General features: G+C 61.0%; 12 protein-coding genes. 7 read left to right on the forward strand and 5 right to left on the reverse strand.

The features are described from left to right. Positions 1-93 precede the first annotated feature (93 nt). Positions 94-900 carry an OmpA family protein gene (locus tag IFT58_RS07695; RefSeq protein ID WP_192094369.1) on the reverse strand — a complete coding sequence of 269 codons (807 nt, stop codon included), beginning with the start codon at positions 898-900 and terminating at the stop codon, positions 94-96. A gap of 87 nt (positions 901-987) precedes the next feature. Next, positions 988-8,667, reverse strand: a complete 7,680-nt coding sequence (locus tag IFT58_RS07700) for a YadA-like family protein (RefSeq protein WP_192094370.1) — start codon at positions 8,665-8,667, stop codon at positions 988-990. A 510-nt stretch (positions 8,668-9,177) separates the two neighbouring features. Here IFT58_RS07700 and IFT58_RS07705 point away from each other — a divergent pair. Further along, positions 9,178-9,849 carry a VOC family protein gene (locus tag IFT58_RS07705; RefSeq protein WP_192094371.1) on the forward strand — a complete coding sequence of 224 codons (672 nt, stop codon included), beginning with the start codon at positions 9,178-9,180 and terminating at the stop codon, positions 9,847-9,849. Positions 9,850-9,925: 76 nt separating this feature from the next. On the opposite strand, the gene IFT58_RS07710 is transcribed toward IFT58_RS07705, so the two are convergent. The 3 genes from IFT58_RS07710 to IFT58_RS07720 all read right to left on the reverse strand — a co-directional run bounded on the left by IFT58_RS07710 (position 9,926) and on the right by IFT58_RS07720 (position 13,835). Continuing rightward, positions 9,926-10,090: a hypothetical protein gene (locus tag IFT58_RS07710; protein ID WP_192094372.1), complete on the reverse strand. Its 165-nt coding sequence runs from the start codon at positions 10,088-10,090 to the stop codon at positions 9,926-9,928. A 516-nt stretch (positions 10,091-10,606) separates the two neighbouring features. After that, positions 10,607-11,497 (reverse strand): 4-hydroxybenzoate octaprenyltransferase, encoded by an 891-nt coding sequence (ubiA, locus tag IFT58_RS07715; protein ID WP_192082218.1) that lies wholly within the window; start codon positions 11,495-11,497, stop codon positions 10,607-10,609. Between the two features lie 115 nt (positions 11,498-11,612). After that, positions 11,613-13,835, reverse strand: a complete 2,223-nt coding sequence (locus tag IFT58_RS07720; RefSeq protein WP_192094373.1) for a polysaccharide biosynthesis tyrosine autokinase — start codon at positions 13,833-13,835, stop codon at positions 11,613-11,615. Between the two features lie 605 nt (positions 13,836-14,440). Here IFT58_RS07720 and IFT58_RS07725 point away from each other — a divergent pair. The 6 genes from IFT58_RS07725 to IFT58_RS07750 all read left to right on the forward strand — a co-directional run bounded on the left by IFT58_RS07725 (position 14,441) and on the right by IFT58_RS07750 (position 21,387). Further along, positions 14,441-15,607 carry a nucleotide sugar dehydrogenase gene (locus tag IFT58_RS07725; RefSeq protein WP_192094374.1) on the forward strand — a complete coding sequence of 389 codons (1,167 nt, stop codon included), beginning with the start codon at positions 14,441-14,443 and terminating at the stop codon, positions 15,605-15,607. A 61-nt stretch (positions 15,608-15,668) separates the two neighbouring features. After that, positions 15,669-16,637, forward strand: a complete 969-nt coding sequence (locus IFT58_RS07730; RefSeq protein ID WP_192094375.1) for a glycosyltransferase family 2 protein — start codon at positions 15,669-15,671, stop codon at positions 16,635-16,637. 65 nt (positions 16,638-16,702) lie between these two features. Then, a complete protein-coding gene (locus IFT58_RS07735; protein ID WP_192094376.1) occupies positions 16,703-18,157 on the forward strand; it encodes an MATE family efflux transporter in 1,455 nt (484 codons plus the stop codon). Positions 18,158-18,197: 40 nt separating this feature from the next. Next, complete coding sequence (locus tag IFT58_RS07740) at positions 18,198-19,136, forward strand: nitroreductase family protein (protein WP_192094377.1); 939 nt, start codon at positions 18,198-18,200, stop codon at positions 19,134-19,136. A 20-nt stretch (positions 19,137-19,156) separates the two neighbouring features. Then, positions 19,157-20,308, forward strand: a complete 1,152-nt coding sequence (locus tag IFT58_RS07745; protein ID WP_274603046.1) for a polysaccharide pyruvyl transferase family protein — start codon at positions 19,157-19,159, stop codon at positions 20,306-20,308. Then, positions 20,305-21,387, forward strand: coding sequence for a glycosyltransferase family 4 protein (locus IFT58_RS07750; RefSeq protein WP_192094379.1), 1,083 nt, complete (start codon positions 20,305-20,307; stop codon positions 21,385-21,387). Before IFT58_RS07745 ends, IFT58_RS07750 begins: the two co-directional genes overlap by 4 nt. Positions 21,388-21,637: the final 250 nt, after the last annotated feature.

Consider the following 21,637-nt stretch of genomic DNA (forward strand, 5'->3'; position numbering starts at 1 on the left):
ACCAGAGCGAAGACTGACGGCCAGCGGCCGTCACTCCCGGTGTCGCTCGATTTGAATCAGCGGGCGACGTTGGACGTCGCCCGCTGTGGGTACTTACTTCTGGCCGCTGACGGTGATTTCGACGCGGCGGTCCGGTGCAAGGCAGTTCACCAGGGCGCTACGGGCCAGGCTGTCGGCGCAGTTGCGGGTGACCGGTTCGGCTTCGCCGCGGCCTTCGGCGCGGATGCTGCCGGCGGCTACGCCGTGGTCGGCCAGCAGGCGACGCACGGTGTCCGCGCGGGCCTGCGACAGGCGCTGGTTGCTGTCTTCGCTGCCGATGCGGTCGGTATGACCGACCACGGTGACCTGGCTGTCCTGCGCGTTGCTGATCTGTGCGGCGATGCGCGCCAGTTCGTCACGGCCGTTGGGCTTGATGTCCGCCACGCCGGAACGGCCGAAGGCGAACAGGGCATCCGCTGACAGCGAGAAACGCGCCACATCCGGCGCGCCCGCCACCGGGGCAACAGGCGGTGCCGGCGCCTTCAGCATGTCGGCGCACGAGGCCGGGGCCCAATGGAACGACTGGCCGCGCTTCTCATCGTCGAACTTCACCTGGTACTGGCAGGTCACGATGCCGTCCGGGGTGCGGAAGTGGAACAGGTAGTTCCAGGCCTTCGGCGCGAAGCCTTCGCTGAAGTGCGGGCGGCCCAGCAGGTGGTACAGCTGCTCTTTGGTCACGCCGGGGCCCACGCTGCGCAGGTTGGCCACGTTCGGGAAGGTGCCTTCCTTCAGCACGATGCGATCCGGGTCCGGGAACACCACGTCGCCACTGGTTTCCTTCGCGGCATGGGTACTGCAGGCGGCCAGGGCCAGGACCAGCGCGGCCAGTGCGGCGGCTTTGAAGCTCTTTGCTACGTTCATCAAGACGTTTCCTTCGAATTCGAATGGGGTTGCATGGCTGCAGCGGAGCCGGCGCGTGGCCGGCTCCGCTGCGGCATCAGGACGACATCACCACTGCAGGCCAGCGCCGACCGAGAAGCCCCAGTCGCGCATGGTGTTGCCGCTGGCCTGCGCCTTGTAGACCCAGCGACCGTTGTCGGTGATGCCGGACAGGCCCAGCGCCATGCCGTACTCGCTCTGGTAGCCACCGAAGGCCATCGACAACATGCTCTTGCCCGGCATGTACGCCTGCGGCAGGCCGGCCATCGCCATCGCCGCAGCCGTTGCACTGCGGTAGCCACGGTCCAGCTGCCACAGGTCGTCTTCCACCTTGCCGATGCGGTTATCGGTGTACTGGTTGGCCGAGGTGATGGCCTGGTTGACGCCAGCGGTGAGCTGGTTGACGTTGGTCGCGTCGGTGCCTGCGATGCCGGCCGCAACGCCGGTCATCGTGCGGCCACCGATGTTGACCTCACCCGTGGAGCTGCTGGTGCCCACGTACGCGGCGTTGTAGCCGGTCTGTGCGCCCACCGTGGTCTTCGAGCCCTGGCCCAGTGCCACGCTGTTGTCGTGGCTGGCGACCGCGCCCTGGCCGATGGCGGTGCTGTTGGCGCCGCTGGCCACGGCCTGGTTGCCCAGCGCGGTGCTGTTGTTGCCCGATGCCACTGCGCCCTTGCCGCCGCCCACCGCATTCTGGCCGGTGACCTGCGGCTTGTTCAGATCGCCATCCTGGCTGACCTGGAACATGCCGTCGGCACCGTACTCCATGTTGGCTACCTTGGCGGCCGTGTTGCCGGCGACCATGTTGGCGTTGTTGAGGTCACGCTCCATCGTGTTCACGCGGCCATCCAGGTTGGTGATGTCGCCCTGGATATCCACCACGTCGTTGCGGATGTCGGTGATGTCACCGCGGATGTCGATGATGTCGCCTTCCACGTTGGTCACGCGGTTGTCGATGCCGTCGATGCGGGTGTTGACCGTGCTGATCTGCGTATCTGTGTACTGGTTGGAATCAGACACCGCGCTGGCTACGCCGGCAGTAAGCTGGCTGACGTTGACCGCATCGGTCGCGGCCGAGCCCGCCGCCACACCGGTCACCTGGCGACCGCCCAGGTTCATTTCGCCGGTGGAGCTGGAGTTGCCCACGTAGGCACCCTGATAGTTCGTCTGCGCGCCCACCGTGGTGGCCGAACCGGCGCCCATCGCGATGCTGTTGCCATGGCTGGCCACGGCACCGTTGCCGAAGGCCAGGCTGTTCACTGCCTGCGCCCGTGCACCGGCACCCAGTGCAACGCTGCCGTTGCCCGCTGCCTGAGCGCCCAGACCCATCGCCACGGCCTGATCACCGTCTGCTTCGGCATCGCGGCCCGATGCAATCGCATCCGCGCCGGTCGCGCCGTCATTGGCTTCGTTGCCACCGCCGGTGGAGTTGACGCTGTAGTAGCGGGTGCGACGTGCTTCGATGGTGTCGTCCAGCTGGTCCACGTTGACCGCATCGCTGCCGTCCACGCCGGTCGCCACGTTGGTGATGCGCGTGCTGCCCGCATCGATGCCCGCGCTGGTGATGCTCGGGCCGCCGACGATGGTCAGGCCGGTGGTGTCGATCCGGGTGTTGCCAACGGTCACGCTGCCGGCCACCGCCAGGTCATCGGCCAACGCGAACTCGACGTCGTTGCTGGTCGCCGACTTGGACACCACGATGTTGCCGTCGCTGGAGCGCAGGTCCACGTTGTTGCCGGTGGCACTGCCCACGGCCACGTTGCTGCCGTTGGCACCTTCGGCGGTGACATTCCAGCCCGCGCTTGCCACGTCACTGACCTGCTTCAGCTGGTCTTCGCTGGCCGCCTGGCCGCTGGTGAAGTTGTTCGGGTCGAAGCTGGTGTTGGTCAGGCCACCGATGGTGCCGGTGGCGCCATTGATCAGCAGCGGGTTGGCGCCGCCGACGTTGATGCTGGTCGCACCCACGGCGGTGCTGTACGTGCCGTCGCTGATGGCGACGTTGCCGGCGGTCACGGTGGTGGTGGAGGTACCGTCATTCACCGCAACGCCCGCGTTGTCGACCACGGTGTTGCCGGTGGTGACGCTACCGGTCGCGCCCAGGTCGATGTCCTTGGCCAACGCGAACTCGACGTCGTTGCTGTTGGCGGCCTTGGTCACCACCACGTTGCCGTCTGCCGAACGCAGGTCGACGCTGCTGCCGGTGACACTGTTCGGGCCGACGTTGCTGCTGTTGGCACCTTCCGCGCTGATGTTCCAGCCCGCCGACGCCACGTCGCTGACCTGCTTCAACTGGTCTTCGCTGGCGGCCTGGCCGCTGGTGAAGCTGTTCGGATCGAAGGTGGTGTTGGTCAGGCCGCCGATGGTACCGGTGGCGCCGTTGATCAGCAGCGGGTTCAGGCCGCCGACGCTGATCTGGGTCGCTCCGATGGCGGTAGCATTGGTGCCATCGCTGACGCCCACTTGGCCTGCAGTCACTACCGTCGACGACGTACCGTCGGTGGTCGTCAGGCCGGTCGTGGCGACCTGGGTGGAGGCGGTGCCGTCATCCACGGTCACACCCGCAGTGTTCACGGTGGTGTTGCCCGCGGCCACGCTGCCGGTGGTGCCCAGGTCCAGGTTCTTCTTCAGCGTGATGCCCACCACGCCGGCATCCTGCGCGCCGCTCTGTGCCACGTCCAGATTGCTGTCACCGGTGAAGGTGACCACGCCGTTCGGACCGATGTTGGCCTGGTTGCCGTTGGCATCGGTAACATTCCAACCCGCCGATGCCACGTCGCTGACCTGCTTCAACTGGTCTTCGCTGGCGGCCTGGCCGCTGGTGAAGTTGGCCGGGTCGAAGGTGGTGTTGGTCAGGCCGCCGATGGTGCCGGTGGCGCCGTTGATCAGCAGCGGATTGAGGCCGCCGACGCTGACCTGGGTCGCCCCGATGGCGGTGCTGTAGGTGCCATCGCTGACGCCTACGTTGCCTGCAGTCACCGTGGTGAGGGAGGTACCGTCATTCACAGCCACGCCCGCATTGTCGACCACGGTGTTGCCGGTGGTGACGCTGCCGGTTGCGCCCAGGTCGATGTCCTTGGCCAACGCGAACTCGACGTCGTTGCTGTTGGCGGCCTTGCTCACCACCAGGTTGCCATCGGCACTGCGCAGGTCGACGTCGCTGCCGGTCGGGCTGGTGGCCGACACCTTGGAGGCGTTCTGGCCATCGGCACTGATGTTCCAGCCCGCACTCACCGTCTGGCTGACCGAGGCCAGCTGGTCTTCGCTGGCGGCTTGGCCGCTGGTGAAGCTGGTCGGGTCGAAGCTCTTGTTGGTCAGGCCATTGACCGTGCCGGTGCTGCCGTTGATCACGACCGGGCTGGTCCCGCCGACGGTGATGCTGTTGCCGCCGATGGCGGTGGTGCCGTTCACATCGCTCACTGCGATGTTGCCCGCGCCGATGGACGAAGACGAGACACCGTCATCCACCACCACACCGTTGTTGCTCACCTGCGTGTTGCCGGTGGTGACGCTGCCGGCGGTGCCCAGATCGATCTGCTTCTTCAGGGCGACGCCCACCACGCCGGCGTCCTGCGCGCCGGTCTGTGCGACGGTCAGGTTGTCATCGCCGATGAAGGCGACCTGGCCATTGGGGCCGATGTTGGCGGCGTTGCCGTTGACGTCGGTCACGTTCCAACCGGCGGTGGCTGCATCGTTGACCTGCTTCAGCTGGTCTTCGCTGGCCGCTTGGCCGCTGGTGAAGCTGTCCGGGTTGAACGACGTGTTGGCCAGGCCGTTGACGGTACCGGTTCCGCCGTTGACCACCAGCGGGTTGGCGCCGCCGACGGTCACGCTGGTCGGGCCCACGTTGGTGACATTGGCGCCACTGCCCACGGCCACGTTACCGGCGGTGATGCGCGTGCTTTCGACACCGTTGGTCACGGCCACGCCGGCGTTGTCGACCAGGGTGTTGCCGGTCTTCACGCTGCCGTTGGTGCCCAGGTCAAGGTTGTTGGCCAGGGCGAACTCGACGGTGTTGGTGTTGGCGGCCTTGCTGACGCCGATGTTGCTGTTGACCGAACGCAGATCCATCGTGGCGCCGACGGGGCTGGTCGGGCCGACGTTGGTGCTGTTGGCGCCCTGGGCCGTCAGGTTGATGCCGCTGGCAGCGCGGGTCAGCGCGTCCTGCGCGTTGGTGTAGGTCGTGTTGCCCAGCTGCAGGCGGGTTACCACCTGATGGGTACCGGCGTTGTAGAACGAGTTGCCACCCAGGCCCGAGGCAATGCTGGTGCCCGCGCTGTCCAGGTTGTTGCCCAGTGCGGTCACGGCCTGGTTGGTGCCGAACAGCTGGCTGCCGTTGATCGCATCGGTGCTGGTACCGCTCACGCGGCCGGCAGCTACGTTGGTGAGGGTGCGCTTGATGGTGTCGGTGCCTACGCTCACCGTGCTGCCCGGCTGGGTACCAGCGTAGCTGTAGGTGACATTGTCGACCGTGGCATTCGGGGTGCCTACCGCGGCGGCGGTCACCGAGTTATGACCCAGTGCCACCGAATCGTTGAAGGACGCCTGCGCGTCACGACCGAAGGCGATGGAGTCGATGCCACTGGCGCGGCTGCCGCGGCCCAGGGCATACGCATCAGCGCCGGTGGCCTGTGCATCGAAGCCGCCCGCGAAGGCACGGTTGCCGGTGGCCTGGCTGGTCGAACCGACCGCCACGCTGTCTGCACCAGAGGCTACCGAGGTGGTACCGACGGCGATGGCCGAGGTACCGCTGGCGTCCGCATCGGTGCCTGCGGCGAAGGCCGAAGTGCCGCTGGCTGCGGCGCGGGTGCCCACTGCAGAGGACTGCACTGCCGTAGCGCTGGCGCTGTCGCCCAGTGCCATGGCCGAGCGTGCGGTCGCACTGGCAGACGGACCCATGGCCGTGGTGTTGCGCTGGTTGGCCAGTGCCCCGTTGCCGATCGCGGTGGCGTTGGTGTTGTTGATCAGGTCTTCCGGACGCGGGCTGGCGATACCTGCCACTGCGCCGGTACCGATGGCCACCGCGTTGGAGGCATAACCGCGGGAGTTGGTGCCGTTGGCGATGGCATCGGTGCCGCTGGCTTGCGCGGTGGTACCGCGTGCCTGCGCGTTCTGGCCGCTGGCCACGGACTGGGTGCCGCTGGCCTGCGCGCTCACGCCGGAGGCCAGCGCGTTGCTGCCCTGTGCGATGGAGTCCACGCCGGTGGCCTGCGCCTCGAAGCCCTGTGCAACGCCGCGCACCGCCGACGCCAGCGCGCTATGGCCGATGGCCACGCCGTCATTGGCAGTCACTTCGGCGTCGGTACCGATCACGATGGCATCGTTGACCGTCGAACCGGCCTTCGGATCCGCCTGCGCGCGGGTACCCATCACCACCGAGTTCACGCCGGTGCTGCGGGCGCCGCGCCCGATCGCCACGCCGCCTTCGTCCTTGGCATAGCTGTTGTCACCGATCACCGAAGACGAAGCGCCTTCGGCCGACACGTTGCGACCCATTGCGACCGAACCGGCACCGATGGCATGTGCCTGGTAGCCGGCAGCCGTTGCACCGTCACCGGCAGAATCGGTCAGTGCGCCGATGGCCACGGCATTCTCGCCAATCGCGCCGTCGTTGCTGCGGTTGCCGACGGCGGTGGAGCGCACGCTGACGTACTTGCTGCTGTTCGCTTCAACCGTTTCGTTGAGCTGCTGCACGTTCACCGCATCGCTGGCCACCTGGCCGGCGGCGATGTTGTTGATGCGGCCGTTGACGCGGGTCACCGCTTCCGGCGGCAACGCCGTGGTGGCGCCACTGCTGACGGCGCTGAGCGCTTCGGTCACCGTGTTGTAGGTGTTGTTGCCCACCTTGATGGGCGAGAACGAGCCGTTCGAATTGAGCGAGACGTCGCCGCCGATCAGGTTGGCCACGGACGTCTGCGCGGACTGCAGCTGCTTGACGTTGACGGCGTCGGTTGCATTGGCACCGGCGGCGACATTGACGATGCGGCGGGTCTGGCCGGCCACCGTGTTACCGACGGAAACGACCGAGCTCGGCGCGACGTCACCGGTCAGGTAGGCCGAACCCAGCGCGTCGGATTCCAGCGCGGCCGAGTTGAAGCCCAGTGCGACGGTTTCCTTGTCGGCGCGGGCGTTGCGGCCCAGGGCGACGCCGGATTCGCTGGCACGGCTCTGCGAGCCGATCGACACCGAGGCCACGCCTTCAGCCTTGGCGCCATAACCGAGCGAGGTGGCGTCCGTCGCAGCGGTGGACAGGCCGCCGATGGCGACGGTGCGGTCGCGCTCACTCGCGCTGCTGTTGGCCTGGTAACCCAGCGCCACGTTGTAGTCACCTTCCGCCGCATTGCCGGCCTGCGTACCGATGGCGATGTTCTGGTCACCTTCCACGCCGGTGCCGGCCTGGAAGCCGATGGCGGTGGTCTGGTTGCCGATCACGCCGGTGCCTGCACCGGTGCCGATGGCGATGTGCGAGGTGCGGTCGCCGGCGGCGTTGCCGGCCGTGCCGACGCCCGCGCCGGTACCCAACGCGATGCTGTCCGCGGTCGCCACGGTGGCGCCACTGCCGGCTGCCAGCGAACGTGCGCCGGTTGCCGTTGCCCGGCCGACGGCCACGCTTTCAGCGCCGCCTGCAACCGAGTTGGCGCCCACTGCGGCAGCGCCATCGCCGGACGCGGTGGTGCCTGCGCCCAAGGCCACGCCATCGACGGCAGACACAGTGGCGGCATGGCCGATGGCAATGCCCTTCAGGCTGAAATCACCGGTCACCGCAGCGGTGGTACCGATGGCGATGGTGTCCTGCACGTTCAGGTTGCCGGCGTTGGCGCGGTCACCCAAGGCGATCGAGCGTGCAGCGGCGGTGGTCGCCAGACGACCCACGGCGATGGCGGCTTCCCCATTGAGCGCGGTCGTGGCGCCGTCACCGGCGGCGATGCTATGGAAGCCATCGGAGACGCTGTTCGGGCCGATCGCAACGGACTGTCCGCCGTTGGCGATGGAATCCGGTGCGGTCGAATTGGCATGGAAGTACTTCACGCCGGCGCCGACGGTGTACAGCTCGTCGCGCAGCGTATAGATCTGGCCGCCGTTGACCGCTTCCTTGCTGTTGGCGGCGATGCTGCCATCGGCCACGCCGGTGACCTTCAGGCCGCCGGCATTGATGCCGGTGGTGGTCACGCTGGGGCCGTTGGTGATGCGCAGGCCGGTGGCGGTGACATTCGTGGTCGCCGCACCATTGGTGACGGCCAGGCCGGTCGTGGTGAGGTTGCTGCTTGCCGCGCCGTTGCTTACGCCCAGGCGGGTGCCGTTGACCACGGTGGTGGTGGCGCCGCTGGTAGCAGTCAGGCCGGTGGTATCCAGACGGGTGGTGCCCACGGTTACGGCAGTGCCGCGTACCAGCACCGAGCCCACGTCGAGGCCCTGCGCCGACAGCGATGCACTGTCTGCGCCGTTGCTGACGGTGACCGCGTTGGCGCCGATGGCCACGGTGTTGCCGATGCGGATGCCATCGTTGTCCAGCACGGTCTGGCCAGCGGTCACGCTGCCGGTCGGGCCGACATCAACATTCTGGTCCTGCGCATGCGCGCCCATGGACGCCAACGCCAACGCGACGGCGGCCACCAGACTGGCGTGCGCGGTGCCGCGCGAGGTGCCTACTGCGCCGACGGTGGTGCCGCCGCCATCGCTGCTCGCCAGCTCCGATGCGACCACGATACGACCCAGGGCTTTGTTCCAGACCTTGCGATAAATCTTGTTCACTGAGAGTTCTCCACGAAGTTCACGATGTCGACGGCATGCTGCGAAGGGCCGCTTGGAAGAGCGGCCGCGCCTGCACGGGGCAGGTTGGGTCCGCGGTTACGCCGGTTGGCGAGGGCGTCCGGTGCCTGACGGCAAGCAGCAGCGCAGCGCGTGGGCAGAACCACGCGCGCAGGGGACATCGACAGGCCCGTAGGAACCTGCGCAACAAACTCAAGGCGAAGCAAAGCGCCGCACGCGTTTCCACGCGACGTTATCGACTGCCACATACAAAGAGCCCCCTTACGCGACCCGACGGGTCACGGCTGCTCGGCGCAGGCCAGGGACGGATGAAAAGGCAAGCTGGGTGTTGACGCCCGCATCGGTGCGAAAAGCCAGACTCCCTGCTGCTGCACAACCATCCACTGGTCTACCGAACAACGCAATGCTAACAATCCGTGACGGCCGTCGTCAATTTTTTGAGACGTGCATCACAGTTGTGCCGCTCTGTACCCGGTTCGGTACAGTAGAGCCATGCGTATACGTGACCTCATCCTCCCGGCCTCCGACCCGGCCGCGTTGGCCGCCTACTTCGCCGACGTGCTGCAGATGGACGTGGATGGCGGCGCCACCGTGATCGGTTGGAGCACGATCCGACCGGTGCCTGCCGATGACCGACCGACGGGCGGCGTGCACCTGGCCTTCAATGTGCCGGACAACCGTTTCGTCGAAGCCATGGCATGGCTGCGCGAGCGCGCGCCGTTGCAGCGCTCGCCGGACGGCAAGGAGTACTTCGCGCTGGAGAGCAACTGGAAATCGCAGTCGGTGTATTTCACCGGACCGGACGGCCTGATTCTGGAGCTGATCGGGCGCAAGCGCTTGCCGCTCTCCTCGCGCACGGGTCCTTTCCATGGCAGCGAGATCACCTGCCTGAGCGAAGTCGGCCTGCCCGTTGACGATGTGCCCGGCACGCAGCGCCGGTTGGCGGATACCTTCGGTCTTACGCCGCTGTCGGAGCCTTCAGATGCGTTCGCCCCGATGGGCGATGACGAGGGGCTGCTCATCGTGGTGGAGGCCACCCGGCCTTGGTTTCCCGAGCAACGCGACCTGCCCAATGCGGTGGGTATCGAGCTTGTCATCGAGGCACCGCAACGCGGCGGACAGGTTGCTGACGCACAGCAGCGATGGCGCTGCGTTTCACTGTAGATGCGCTGAAAACAGACTCCCTAAAAACAAAGCCCCGCGATCGCGGGGCTTTGTCTCTTCAGTGCAGTGCGACAACTCATTCTTCTTCTTCGTTGCCGCCCTGCTGCTGGTTCTGGTTGCGCTGCTGCTGTTCCTGCTGCTGTTGCTGCTGCTGGTCGCGGCCGCCGCGCTGCTGGCCCTGCTGATCCTGCTGGTTCTGCTGACCCTGCTGCGGGTTCTGCTGATTCTGCTGGTTTGCCATGACAGTGCTCCCAAGCCGCATGCGGAATGCCGCGGTCATGGCCATCCTCGGCAAGCATTGGTTAACCACGCGTGGGAACGTGTGGAGGACGGCATCACACGGCCCACCCGGAGGCCACCCAGGCCTAGTGGCACAAGCACCTTAAGGATTCAGACGGTGTTTGCATGTGGTCATTCCGGGCAGTTGTTTGGCCTGTTCATCGGGCGGTGCCGGGGGGCGACGGCGCTGGCGGTCATGCGCTTGCCGCTGCGCTCGCCGAGTGGCTCGGCGCTACCGATCCCGGTCCCATGGTGCATGACCGTGCCGGTCTCACCACCCCTTCAATCGCCCAGGTAGAGCCGACTTCAGTCGGCTTCGCCTGCGCCTCACCGCCCCGGTAGAGCCGACTTCAGTCGGCTGCCCCTGCGCTTCACCGCCTTGGTAGAGCCGACTTCAGTCGGCTGCCCCTGCGCCTCACCGCCTCGGTAGAGCCGACTTCAGTCGGCTTCGCCTGACAGCAGCCGACTGAAGTCGGCTCTACCGGAGCAGGGCCACGGCGATACCCGCGAACAACACAGCCCCCACCCAGTTGTTATGCAGGAACGCTTTGAAACACGGGTCGCGCTCGCGGTTGCGGCACAGCCAGAACTCATAGCCGACCAGCACGGCAGCCACGGCCACCGCGCCGAAGTACCACAGGCCCAGCCCGGCCCATGCCCCTACCCCGCTCATGACCGCCAGGAACACGGCATACAGCACGCCTTGGATCACCAGGTCGTATCGACCGAACAGGATCGCCGTGGAGTGCGAACCCATTATCAGATCGTCATCGCGATCCACCATCGCGTACCACGTGTCATACGCGGTGGACCACACGATATTGCCCACGTACAGCAGCCACGCCAGCGCCGGCACTTCACCTTGCACGGCCGCAAAGGCCATCGGAATCCCCCAGCCGAACGCCATGCCCAGGTAGACCTGCGGCAGGTGCGTGTAACGCTTCAGGTACGGATAGCTGGCCGCCAGCAAAATGCCCACGAAGCTCAGCGCCACGGTGAGCCAGTTCATCGTCAGCACCAAGGCGAACGCCGCCACCATCAACGCGGCGAACAGCATCAATGCATGCCGGCCCCTTACCGCGCCGCTGGCCAGGGGACGATCCTTGGTGCGCTTTACATGCGGGTCCAGCCAGCGGTCGGCGTAATCGTTGATCACGCAGCCGGCCGAGCGGGTCAGCCAGACGCCCGCGGTAAACACGAACAGCGTCCACAGCGGAGGCACCCCGCCAGAGGCCAGCCACAGTGCCCACCAGGTGGGCCACAGCAGCAGCAGCGTGCCGATCGGGCGATCGGCGCGCATCAGTTTCCAGTAGTGCCGCCAGCGCGGCGTGGCGTCCCCGGGGGACGCGTCAGTAGAGTGGTGTGACATGGGGAAATGATACTCCCGGCCTGCAAAGACCTTGGTAGTGACGACCGCTGGTCGTCATGCCTTGGCATTCCGCCGGGCACGGCCCGGCGCTACCAGAGCCGTCAGGACAACGGCATCAATCCTTGCCGTCTGCCTTGTACTCGTAATACCCGTAGCTGTAGTAGCCCGTGGCACGGCGCTCGACCGCGTTGAAGATCGCGCCCTTGATCTGCACGCCGTTCTGTTCAAAGCGCTGCAGAGTGAGCAGGATTTCCTTCGCCTGGTTCACGCCAAAACGAGTGACCAGCAAGCTGGAACCCGCATGCGTGGCCACCAGCGCCGCATCGGTCACCGCCAGGATCGGCGGCGTATCCACGATGACCAGGTCGTACTGCGCAGACAGCGTCTCCAGCATCTGCTGGAAGCGCGGGTGCATCAGCAGCTCGGCCGGGTTCGGCGGGATGTCACCACGCACCATGTAGTGCATGTTGTCCAGGCCGGGCACCGGGTGGATCGCGCCCTCGACCGGCAACTTTCCACCCAGCACATCCGACAGACCGTTCTGGTGGCTCACACCGAGCAGCTTGTGCAGGGTTCCCTTGCGCATATCCGCATCGATGACCAACACGCGCTGGCCAGCCTGTGCAATAACCGCGCCGAGGTTGCTGGACACGAACGTCTTGCCGACGCCCGGACGCGGGCCGGAAATGGTCAGGATGTTGTTCTTCGCTTCCAGCATGGCGAAGTGGAGGCTGGTGCGCAGGCTGCGCAGCGCTTCCACCGTAGGATCTGCCGGCGAGGTGACCGCAAGCAGATGCTGGCGACCATCGGCGATAACGCGGGTACCATGCTTGCCCTTGCGCAGCTTGGGCAAGGTACTGGATACGCTGAGCGGAATGGCCGCGTACACCGGCAGGCCGAGTTCTTCAATCTGCGCGGGATCTTCAATGCCCGGGTTGAGCATGCGCTGCAGGAAGACCAGCGCCGTTGCCAGGAACGCGCCGAGCAGCGTAGCGATGGCCACGATCAGCGACTTGCGCGGCTTCACCGGATTGGCGATATCCACGGCAGCCGGATCGACGATGCGCACATTGCCGACAGCGCCCGCACGTGCCACATCCAGCTGCTGGGCCTGATTGAGCAGCGCGGTGTACATCTCATTGCTGACCTGCAGGTCGCGTGTCAGGCGCAGCAGCTCCTGCTGGGTATCCGGCAACTGACCGACCTGGCGCTGGAAACCGGCCTTGCGGCCTTCCAGGCTGCTGATCTGCGAAAGCAGCGCACGGTAGGCCGGATGCTCGCGGGTGAAGCTGCGATCCATCTCTGCCTGCTTCAAGCGCAACTGCTGGATACTGGCTTCAACCGCGACTTCCTGGTCCAGCAGACCCTTGGTCTGCATGGTGATGTCCACGGAGTTGGCCTTGGACTGATAGGCCGTCATGGCCACCTGCGCCTGCTCCACCTGGCGGCGGATGACAGGAAGCTGTTCTTTCACGAACTGCAGCTGCGATGCGGCTTCGGCGGAGCTGCGTTCCACGTTCTGGCGGACGTAGGCGTTAGATACACGATCAACAACCGCCTCTGCCAACAACGGATCTTCGCTCTCATAAGTCAACTGCAAAATGCCGGAATCTTTGCCTCTCTCGACAGCTTGGACTGCCTGCTGGAGATCAGAAACTGCATCGAAACGACGAAGTTTGACCAGATCAAAGCGCGCATCCAGATTGGCCCGCAGTGCAACCACCTCCAGCGTCACACCACGACCTTCGGCCGCCGTGCCGGCCTGTCCGCGCAGGATTTCCTCACCTTCACCGTCCAAGAGGATGAAAGTACCTGATGCGCCAGCCTGAAGCACCATCGGCTCATCAATCATGCCGTTGGGGACGTCAAGACGATGAATCTGCAGCACTTCGCCGCCCCAACCATAGCTCTTAAAACCAAACCTTGGCGGCGCGACTTCGTCGTTGGTCTTAGGCTCAAACTTCCGCGCGAAATAGTCGCCTAGCACTGGCAAGCGTCGCGGGGACGCAACTACATCCATTTGCAACTGATCAACCGCCGTACCGATTACGGTGCGAGATGTCACCAGTGCGACTTCAGTAGATGCTATCGCGCCCGTTGGGCTACTAATGGATGCAAGGTCTGAGATGCCTGGGATCGCAGGCATCTTGGATTCCACCTGCACCATCGACTGCGCCTGATACACCGGCGAGGCAAGCAAGGCGTAGGCCGCGCCCACGATGAAGAACACCACCGTCGTACCGATGATCCACCACTTGCGGTCAATCAGAACGCCCAGCAGCTCGCGAAGATCGATCTCGTCTTCCTTGACCACGCGTGATCCCGTTTGCTTTGTCATTGCTTCCACTTGATTCAGGAGCAGTCGCGCATGCGTCGTACTGCTCGGTCGGATTTCATACATCGGACTGGGTGCGGAGGATATCTCAAGCGGCCAGCCAAAAAGGTCGTATCGGGAAGCAGGGCGGGAAGCCCAATTCCTTTTTCGTCAACAACTTGCAGCTCATCCCTTGAGGCAAGCACGTCAGTTTACCCCATCTCAGGCCGCTGACCACGGCGAACCGCCTGTCCTTGACCATCGAAAGTGTGACGCAGTTCCGGGCCACGTTCCTGATATCTCGAATGGCTCCTTTGTCGGTTCGGCTACGCCTCGGCACGCTGGATTGGTATCATCGCCACCCTCGTGGCGCCCTGCGTGAATGGATTCATCCCATGCAGAATGTATGACCCAGTAACTGGGTCATGTCCGATAGACCGTGTCGCACTTGGCTGTAGTACGATCCCCTACGTCTGCCGGGATGACCCCCACACGTTTTTCCAGCAACAGCATCATCAGTAACAGGAATGTGCGGACAGTGGTGCGTCTGAGGGGACGCGCACCTTTGCTGCAATCGCCACTCCTGCATCCCCATAGCAGCGTGCTGCAGATACAAAGGATCCCTCGCAATGAAGATTGCCGTGGCCGGGACAGGGTATGTCGGCCTGTCCAATGCTGTGTTGTTGGCGCAGCACCATCAGGTTGTTGCATTTGATATCAAATCCGAGCGCGTTGAGAAGATCAACGCACGGCAGGCGCCGATCGAGGATAGGGAAATCGAAGATTTCCTGTCGAACAAGACGCTAGATCTGGTCGCCACGCTGGACCGCCGCCAGGCTTATGAAGGCGCATCGTTCGTCATCATCGCCACACCTACCGACTACGACCCTCAGACCAACTACTTCAACACCAGTTCGGTCGAGTCTGTCATCCGGGATGTGCTGGAAATCAACCCCGACGCGGTGATGGTGATCAAGTCGACGGTGCCGGTGGGCTGCACGACCGAACTTCGCGCGCGTTACGGCACGCAGAACATCATCTTCTCGCCTGAGTTCCTTCGCGAAGGCAAGGCCCTGTACGACAACCTGCATCCGAGCCGCATCATCGTGGGAGAGCGCTCCGAGCGCGCCGCGATCTTCGCTGAGCTGCTGCGGGAAGGTGCCATCCGCAAGGATGTGCCGGTGTTGTTTACCGATGCCAGCGAGGCCGAGGCGATCAAGTTGTTTGCCAATACTTACTTGGCGATGCGCGTTGCCTACTTCAACGAGCTGGACACCTATGCCGCGACCGCTGGCATGGATACGCGACAGATCATCGAAGGCGTCAGCCTGGATCCGCGTATCGGCGGGCACTACAACAACCCCTCGTTCGGCTACGGCGGTTACTGCCTGCCGAAGGATACGAAGCAGTTGCTCGCCAACTACAGCAATGTGCCGCAGAACCTGATCAACGCGATCGTGGACGCGAACAGGACGCGCAAGGACTTCGTGGCTGACGAAGTGATTCGCCGCAAGCCGCGTGTTGTTGGCATTCACCGGCTGGTGATGAAGGCCGGATCGGACAACTTCCGCGCTTCGGCCATCCAGGGCGTGATGAAGCGGATCAAGGCCAAGGGTATCGAGGTGATCGTGTACGAGCCCGTTCTGGATGAGCCGACGTTCTATGGGTCGCGGGTGGAGAAGGATCTGGAAGCGTTCAAGCGCGACGCGGATGTCATTGTGGCCAATCGGGTGACCGAGGATCTGCAGGATGTGGCTGAAAAGGTTTATAGCCGCGATCTGTTCGGTGCCGATTGACCGTGTCGAGCCTTCTACTGACTTTGACACGCGCAGCACGTAGCTTCCCATCGAGCATCCAATGACATTAGACCAGAAAGCCAGTCCCGTAGTTTCCGTAATCATTCCCACCTACAACGTGGCTGGCTGCCTGACGCGCGCCGTCGACTCAGTGCTAGCTCAGTCATTCCAAGATTTTGAGATAATCATCATTGATGATGCATCCACGGATAACACCGTCGAAATCGCCGCTCGACTAGCAGAATTGGACACCAGAGTACGAGTTTTCCCTCAGAATCTGAACCAAGGGCCATCTGTAGCCCGCAACTTGGGCCTTGACGCCGCTCGTGGTGAGTGGGCGGCTGTTCTCGACGCAGATGATGCATTCACCGAAACAAGGCTCGCGAGCTTACTGAGCTTCGCCGAGGGCCGATCATACGATGTGGTTGCTGACAATCTCATCCTTTACGACGAAGGTGTCAAGAAACACGTCGGATCTGCATTTGACTGGCCTCGAGTACACCAGCTCACCATAGACCTTCTGCTAAAGCGCGACGTATACATGCGCGGAACTCCACTCGGCTGGATAAAGCCTATGTACAATCTGAATTTCCTCAGACGTAACAATCTGAGATATCCGCCGAACTACCGTCACGCGGAGGATTTTTATCTTCTTGCCAGCCTCCTACTTTCTCGAGCTAAATTCTGGCTAACCCCTGAGGCTGGATACATATACACCCTCCGAATGGGATCTTTGTCCAGAAAAGCCTCTCCATTCTCTGCTAGCGTGCCGAATATGGACAGCGTAGCCGCCTCCTGTGACGAATTAATAGAGCGATTCAACTCCCATCTCACGAGTGAGCAAGTCGTCAAATTGAAGCGACGCAAGAAAAGATTTCTAGATGGCACCGAAGTTGACGTGATCCTGAAGCACGCCAGGGAAAGAAGACGAGTTCGCGCGCTATTGGCCGCGTTATCTAGGCCTCGTGCCGCCGCAATGATATTGGAACGCGCTGTATTGGGCGTAGTGTCGAGAATAAAGCAGCGATAAACATGCGAGCGAACGAACGAATTGCGCGGAATACCGCCTTTCTTTACATCAGAATGCTCGTTGTCATGGGCACCAGCCTCTACACGGTGCGTGTCGTACTGCACGCACTTGGCGTACAAGACTTCGGGATATATAGCGTAGCTGCTGCAGTAATCGCGGTACTCGCGTTCCTGAACGGGACGATGTCACAGGCCGCGCAACGATTCCTGTCCATCGACATAGGGAAACGCGATTACACGTCCTTGCAGAAGACGTTCAACGCCACACTCATTGTCCACTTAGCTATAGCCGTCTTTGTAGTCTTCGCCGCCGAGTCGTTGGGATCATGGCTGCTCAACCACAAACTTAACATCCCACTTCATAGGCTGGACTCCGCCAATCACGTCCTTCACTTTTCAGCGGCAGCAGCAGCGATGATGATCGTGCAGACACCTTTCAACGCACTAATAATCGCGCGGGAGCGGATGTGGTTTTTTTCAGCCGTAAGCGTGATAGAGGCGATACTTAAGCTTGGAACTGCCCTAATTATCTCATACTCAGATTCTGACCGATTAGTTTTCTATGCCGGGTTGGTCTTCTCGTCAACTGCCATCACTACGGTTCTTTACGCATCATTCTGTTTGAGATATTTCCCAGAGGCGCGATTCAAATCGCATCGAGACAGAAGAATCTATTCTGCTCTCTTTTCGTTCACAGGATGGAGCTTCATCGGAAGCCTCTCAAGCGCCTGCCGCAATCAAGGATCGAATATCCTGCTTAATCTATTCTTTGGGGCCGCTGCAAATGCATCTCACTTGGTGATGAGTCAAGCACAAACCGCAGCGACATCCTTCATGAATAGCTTTCAAATGGCATTAAGTCCACAGATCTATCAAAGCTACGCCAGTCAAGATATGCACAGAATGTACTCGCTAATATTCATGGGGGCAAAGCTCAATTTTGCCCTCTTGATCGTAATTATAGCACCGACAATATATTGCATGGACTACGTTCTAGACGCATGGTTGGGCACACCTCCTGAAAACGCTGGCACATTTATCAGGCTGGCACTAATAATGCTTTTATCCGAGGCCGTTTCGCAGCCCTTGATGACCGCTGCAGCAGCGACCGGAAAGATCAAATGGTATCAAATCATTGTTGGTGGGACGGTGCTGTTGAATCTGCCGTTGAGCTATCTCGCATACATAAACCACGCACGACAAGAGTCCTTCCTTTATATTGCAATTTTCATAACTGCCGTGACCTTAGCTCAACGCGTAATTTTCTTAAGGTTCATGATTGGATTGCAGTCAATCGCGTTCGCTAGAGAGGTATTACTCCCCATCCTTGTTACAAGCACAGTTGTCGCTGGACTACTATTCTCAGTCGGCAAGCTCGAAATCAAGCCGAACAGTATTTTGGAACTGCTTTTCTTCTATTGTGCGATCGGCATGGCAACTTTGATTATATGCATATGCTTTACGGTCAGTCACCGAGAACGACTCCACTTCATTCGACTGGCTATAGATAGATTCAAGTAAGACGCCCGTCCCAACGCCAACAGGAATCAAATCGCACGCCATGAAAGATTCGCTTCGCATTATAAAAGCGTTCGCTTATGACCTCTATAGGTACTGGAAGCACTCAGGTGTCCGCCGCAAATACACCGAAGAGCCATCCCGGGGGGCGCTCCTCACAAAGTACTACCACATGATCGAGAAGGGGCTCTCGCTCCCTGTCCCCAGGCCCGGATTTGGACAAGATGCGGTTCGCCAGCTGTGCAACTTAGTCTCAGCTTCTCTGAAGGACGGCACAAACTCATACGAAGTTGCGCTCGCTGTAAATGCAATCGAGGGTTACAGAGTATTCAATGAGGAATGTGGCATCAGTGTCCCAACCTTTGTTTTAGATACGCTCCACTTGGCGCTCCGGAAGGGTGTAACTCCATCCGGAAAACCCGTAAGAGTTGCGCAGCCCATTGCCATATCACCTGAAGACAGTCTGGATTTCATTGTTAGCCGGAGCTCTGTCCGAAACTTCTCAGAGCAGCCTGTACCCGATTCAGCATTGCTCAACGCAGCACGCGCCGCCCAAAGCGCCCCGTGCGTATGCAACCGCCAGGCGGGCAGAATACATTTCATCAAAGATGAAATAACTAGGAAAGCATTGCTCGGATTGCAGAACGGAAATCGAGGTTTCGGCTCGACGGCACCTGTACTTGCAATCATCTCGATTGACTTGTCTGAGTTCCTCGAGGCCAACGAGCGCTACCAGTGCTGGATCGACGGCGGCATGTTTGCCCAGAGCTTTCTACTGGGGATTCACGGCCAGGGATATGGTGCGTGCCCACTCAATTGGTCGGCTCCGGTTGCCCGAGACCGCGCCTTGCGACGCCTTGGGATAGTACCTGTCGAGGAGCAAATCCTCATGCTTGTTGCAATCGGCAGCTTAAACGAAGGCCTAAGCGTTGCGAGCTCACATCGTCGCAGTCTAGAAAATATTACGAGCTGGAAGCATTAGCCATGTACGGAGTAAAATAGATGCGAGTTGGAATATTGACGCTCCCCCTACACGGAAATTACGGGGGCAATCTGCAGGCTTATGCGCTGATGCACTCCCTGCGCAAGCTGGGGCATGAGCCCATACTCATTTCACGGCGTGGAAAACAGTTCCCACGCTGGCGTGTGCTTCCTGCACTTTGCAAGCGCCTTGTTATGAAGTATGTGATCCGTCGCCCGAACGTAGATGTAAGCGCGGGTATTTTTGATGGCAAGGAAAGGGCGCGAATTGAGCGACACGCTAGGCGCTTCATAGCGGAGCATGTGCAACCCCAGACCGCAATTTTTCAGAACACCAAACAGCTTGTGCGTGACATTCCCCGCTACAACTTTGACGCGATCATTGTAGGTAGCGATCAAGTATGGCGTCCTAAGTACGCGCCAAATATCGAAGAGAACTTCCTCAACTTCTTATCCTCCAATGACGGCATTCGACGCATCTCTTACGCCGCATCGTTCGGCACTGACGGATGGGAGTTCACTGCAAATGAGCAAGCAGCATGTGGCGCGTTAGTTGCCGAGTTTGATGCACTTTCTGTTCGCGAGGCAGCGGGCGTGGAGATGTGCAGAGCACACTTTTCCAAAGACGCTGTACACGTAGTGGATCCAACAATGTTATTAGAGGCAACTGACTACATAGAGCTTGCCGGTAAGTCGGCAGATCCGCAGCCTGAGAAGACCGCGTTGATTTATCTACTTGACGAAGATGATGAGCGTCGCGAAGTCGTGAGCCACGTTGCGACCTTGCTCGACTTGGTTCCAACCAGGGCCAATGCAATCGGACCGGATGGATCTTCGCTTCCGGTCGAGAAATGGCTTAAAGGCTTCAGTGATGCAGACTTCGTGATTACGGATTCCTTCCACGCGTGTGTTTTTGCAATTCTGTTCCATAAACCATTCTTGGCTTATGGAAATCTAAAGCGCGGACTGGCTCGCTTCGAATCGCTTCTCAACATGTTTAATTTGAGTGACAGGCTGGTCAGTTCGCCGTCTGATGTGACAGACGAACTTGTTCAGAGGCCTATCGACTGGATAAACGTCGATGCATTAGTTTCTGAGCAACGCGCCAAGGGAAAAGCCTTCCTAATCTCTGCACTTGTAAAGCACAATGACCGACGAGAAGGGATACCATGAAGGCGCTTGTTGTATCGAATATGTACCCCTCGCAAGCCAGTCCTGAATTCGGCGTCTTTGTGCGGAGAATAACCGATCAGATGTCAGGCGGCGGGATTGACGTGGACCTCGTTGTACGAACTGCAGACGGCAATAAATTTTTCGGCTACATCCGTTTCTACATACGTGCCTTCGTGGCAACTCTCTTCACCAAGTGTGATTTCGTATATCTACACTTCGCTACACATTCATTTCCACCGGTAGCCCTCGCGCTTTTACTAAGGCGTCTGCCACTTGTCGTCAACGTGCATGGCGCGGACATAGTTCCAGAAGACACGACGAGTGAACTAAAAAGTAAGATCCTTTATCTTGTCGCCTCCAAGGCCTTGTCGAGGGCGACGCTCGTAGTAGCGCCCTCCCAGTACTTTCGCCAGGAAATAAAAGACAGGTTTGGGTACTCGTTAGAGAACATACATGTTTCGCCCTCCGGTGGTGTTAATACAGACCGACTTAAGCAGAGCACAATGCCAGGAGGTAGAAGACGCGTCCTCTTCTTGGGCCGGCTTATCATTGGAAAAGGCGTCGCACATATCATCCCCGCTCTTTCCCAACTTTTGGAAAGACGCCCAGAGCTCGACTTTGAGATGATATTCGGCGGTGAAGGCCCCGCGCGCAAACTTCTGGAGCAGCAAGCGCAGTCTAATAGCCATTTAGAGGTTACCCTGCTCGGATCTATTGCACCGGCCCAAGTACCGACGCTCATTCAAGGCTGCCATGGCCTGGTCTTTCCCTCGTATCGCCGCGGTGAGAGTTTGGGATTAGTTGCCTTGGAGTCAATGGCATGTGGACGCCCTGTGCTCGCTGCTCGGAGTGGGGCCATGTCGACGATTATCAGGGACGGCAAAAACGGGTACCTTTTCGATCCAGACGATGTTGACTCGCTCTCTCGAGCGTTAGAGCGTTTCCTTGATCTCGACAATCAGGAATTGAAATCCATGTCTACAGCGGCGAGACTCGATTCTCGGGATTTTGACAGCCATCTGGTCGCCAAGGCCCTCTGCTCGACGCTTCGAGATATCTTTGGAAAGCCTAAGGAATAACCGGCTTGAAGAACTTTATTTTCCTAATGCTTACAGACGTGAAAACACCTCCCCCTGCAGCCGTCCGACCAGTCATGGTGGGAGTCTGCTCAAGTGGCGGCCATCTCATTCAGTTAGAGTCCTTGGTTCGGATGGGCGTCCCCCTTGATTATATAATTTCGCCGTCTCAGGTCCAGGTTGACGTTCCGCATATTTCGATTCCGGATTGCAACCTTAGTTCGCCACTGCGCACCTTCAAATGCACAATCTC

This window comes from Stenotrophomonas sp. CFBP 13718 (genome assembly GCF_014842145.1).
In the GTDB taxonomy this organism is placed as follows: domain Bacteria; phylum Pseudomonadota; class Gammaproteobacteria; order Xanthomonadales; family Xanthomonadaceae; genus Stenotrophomonas.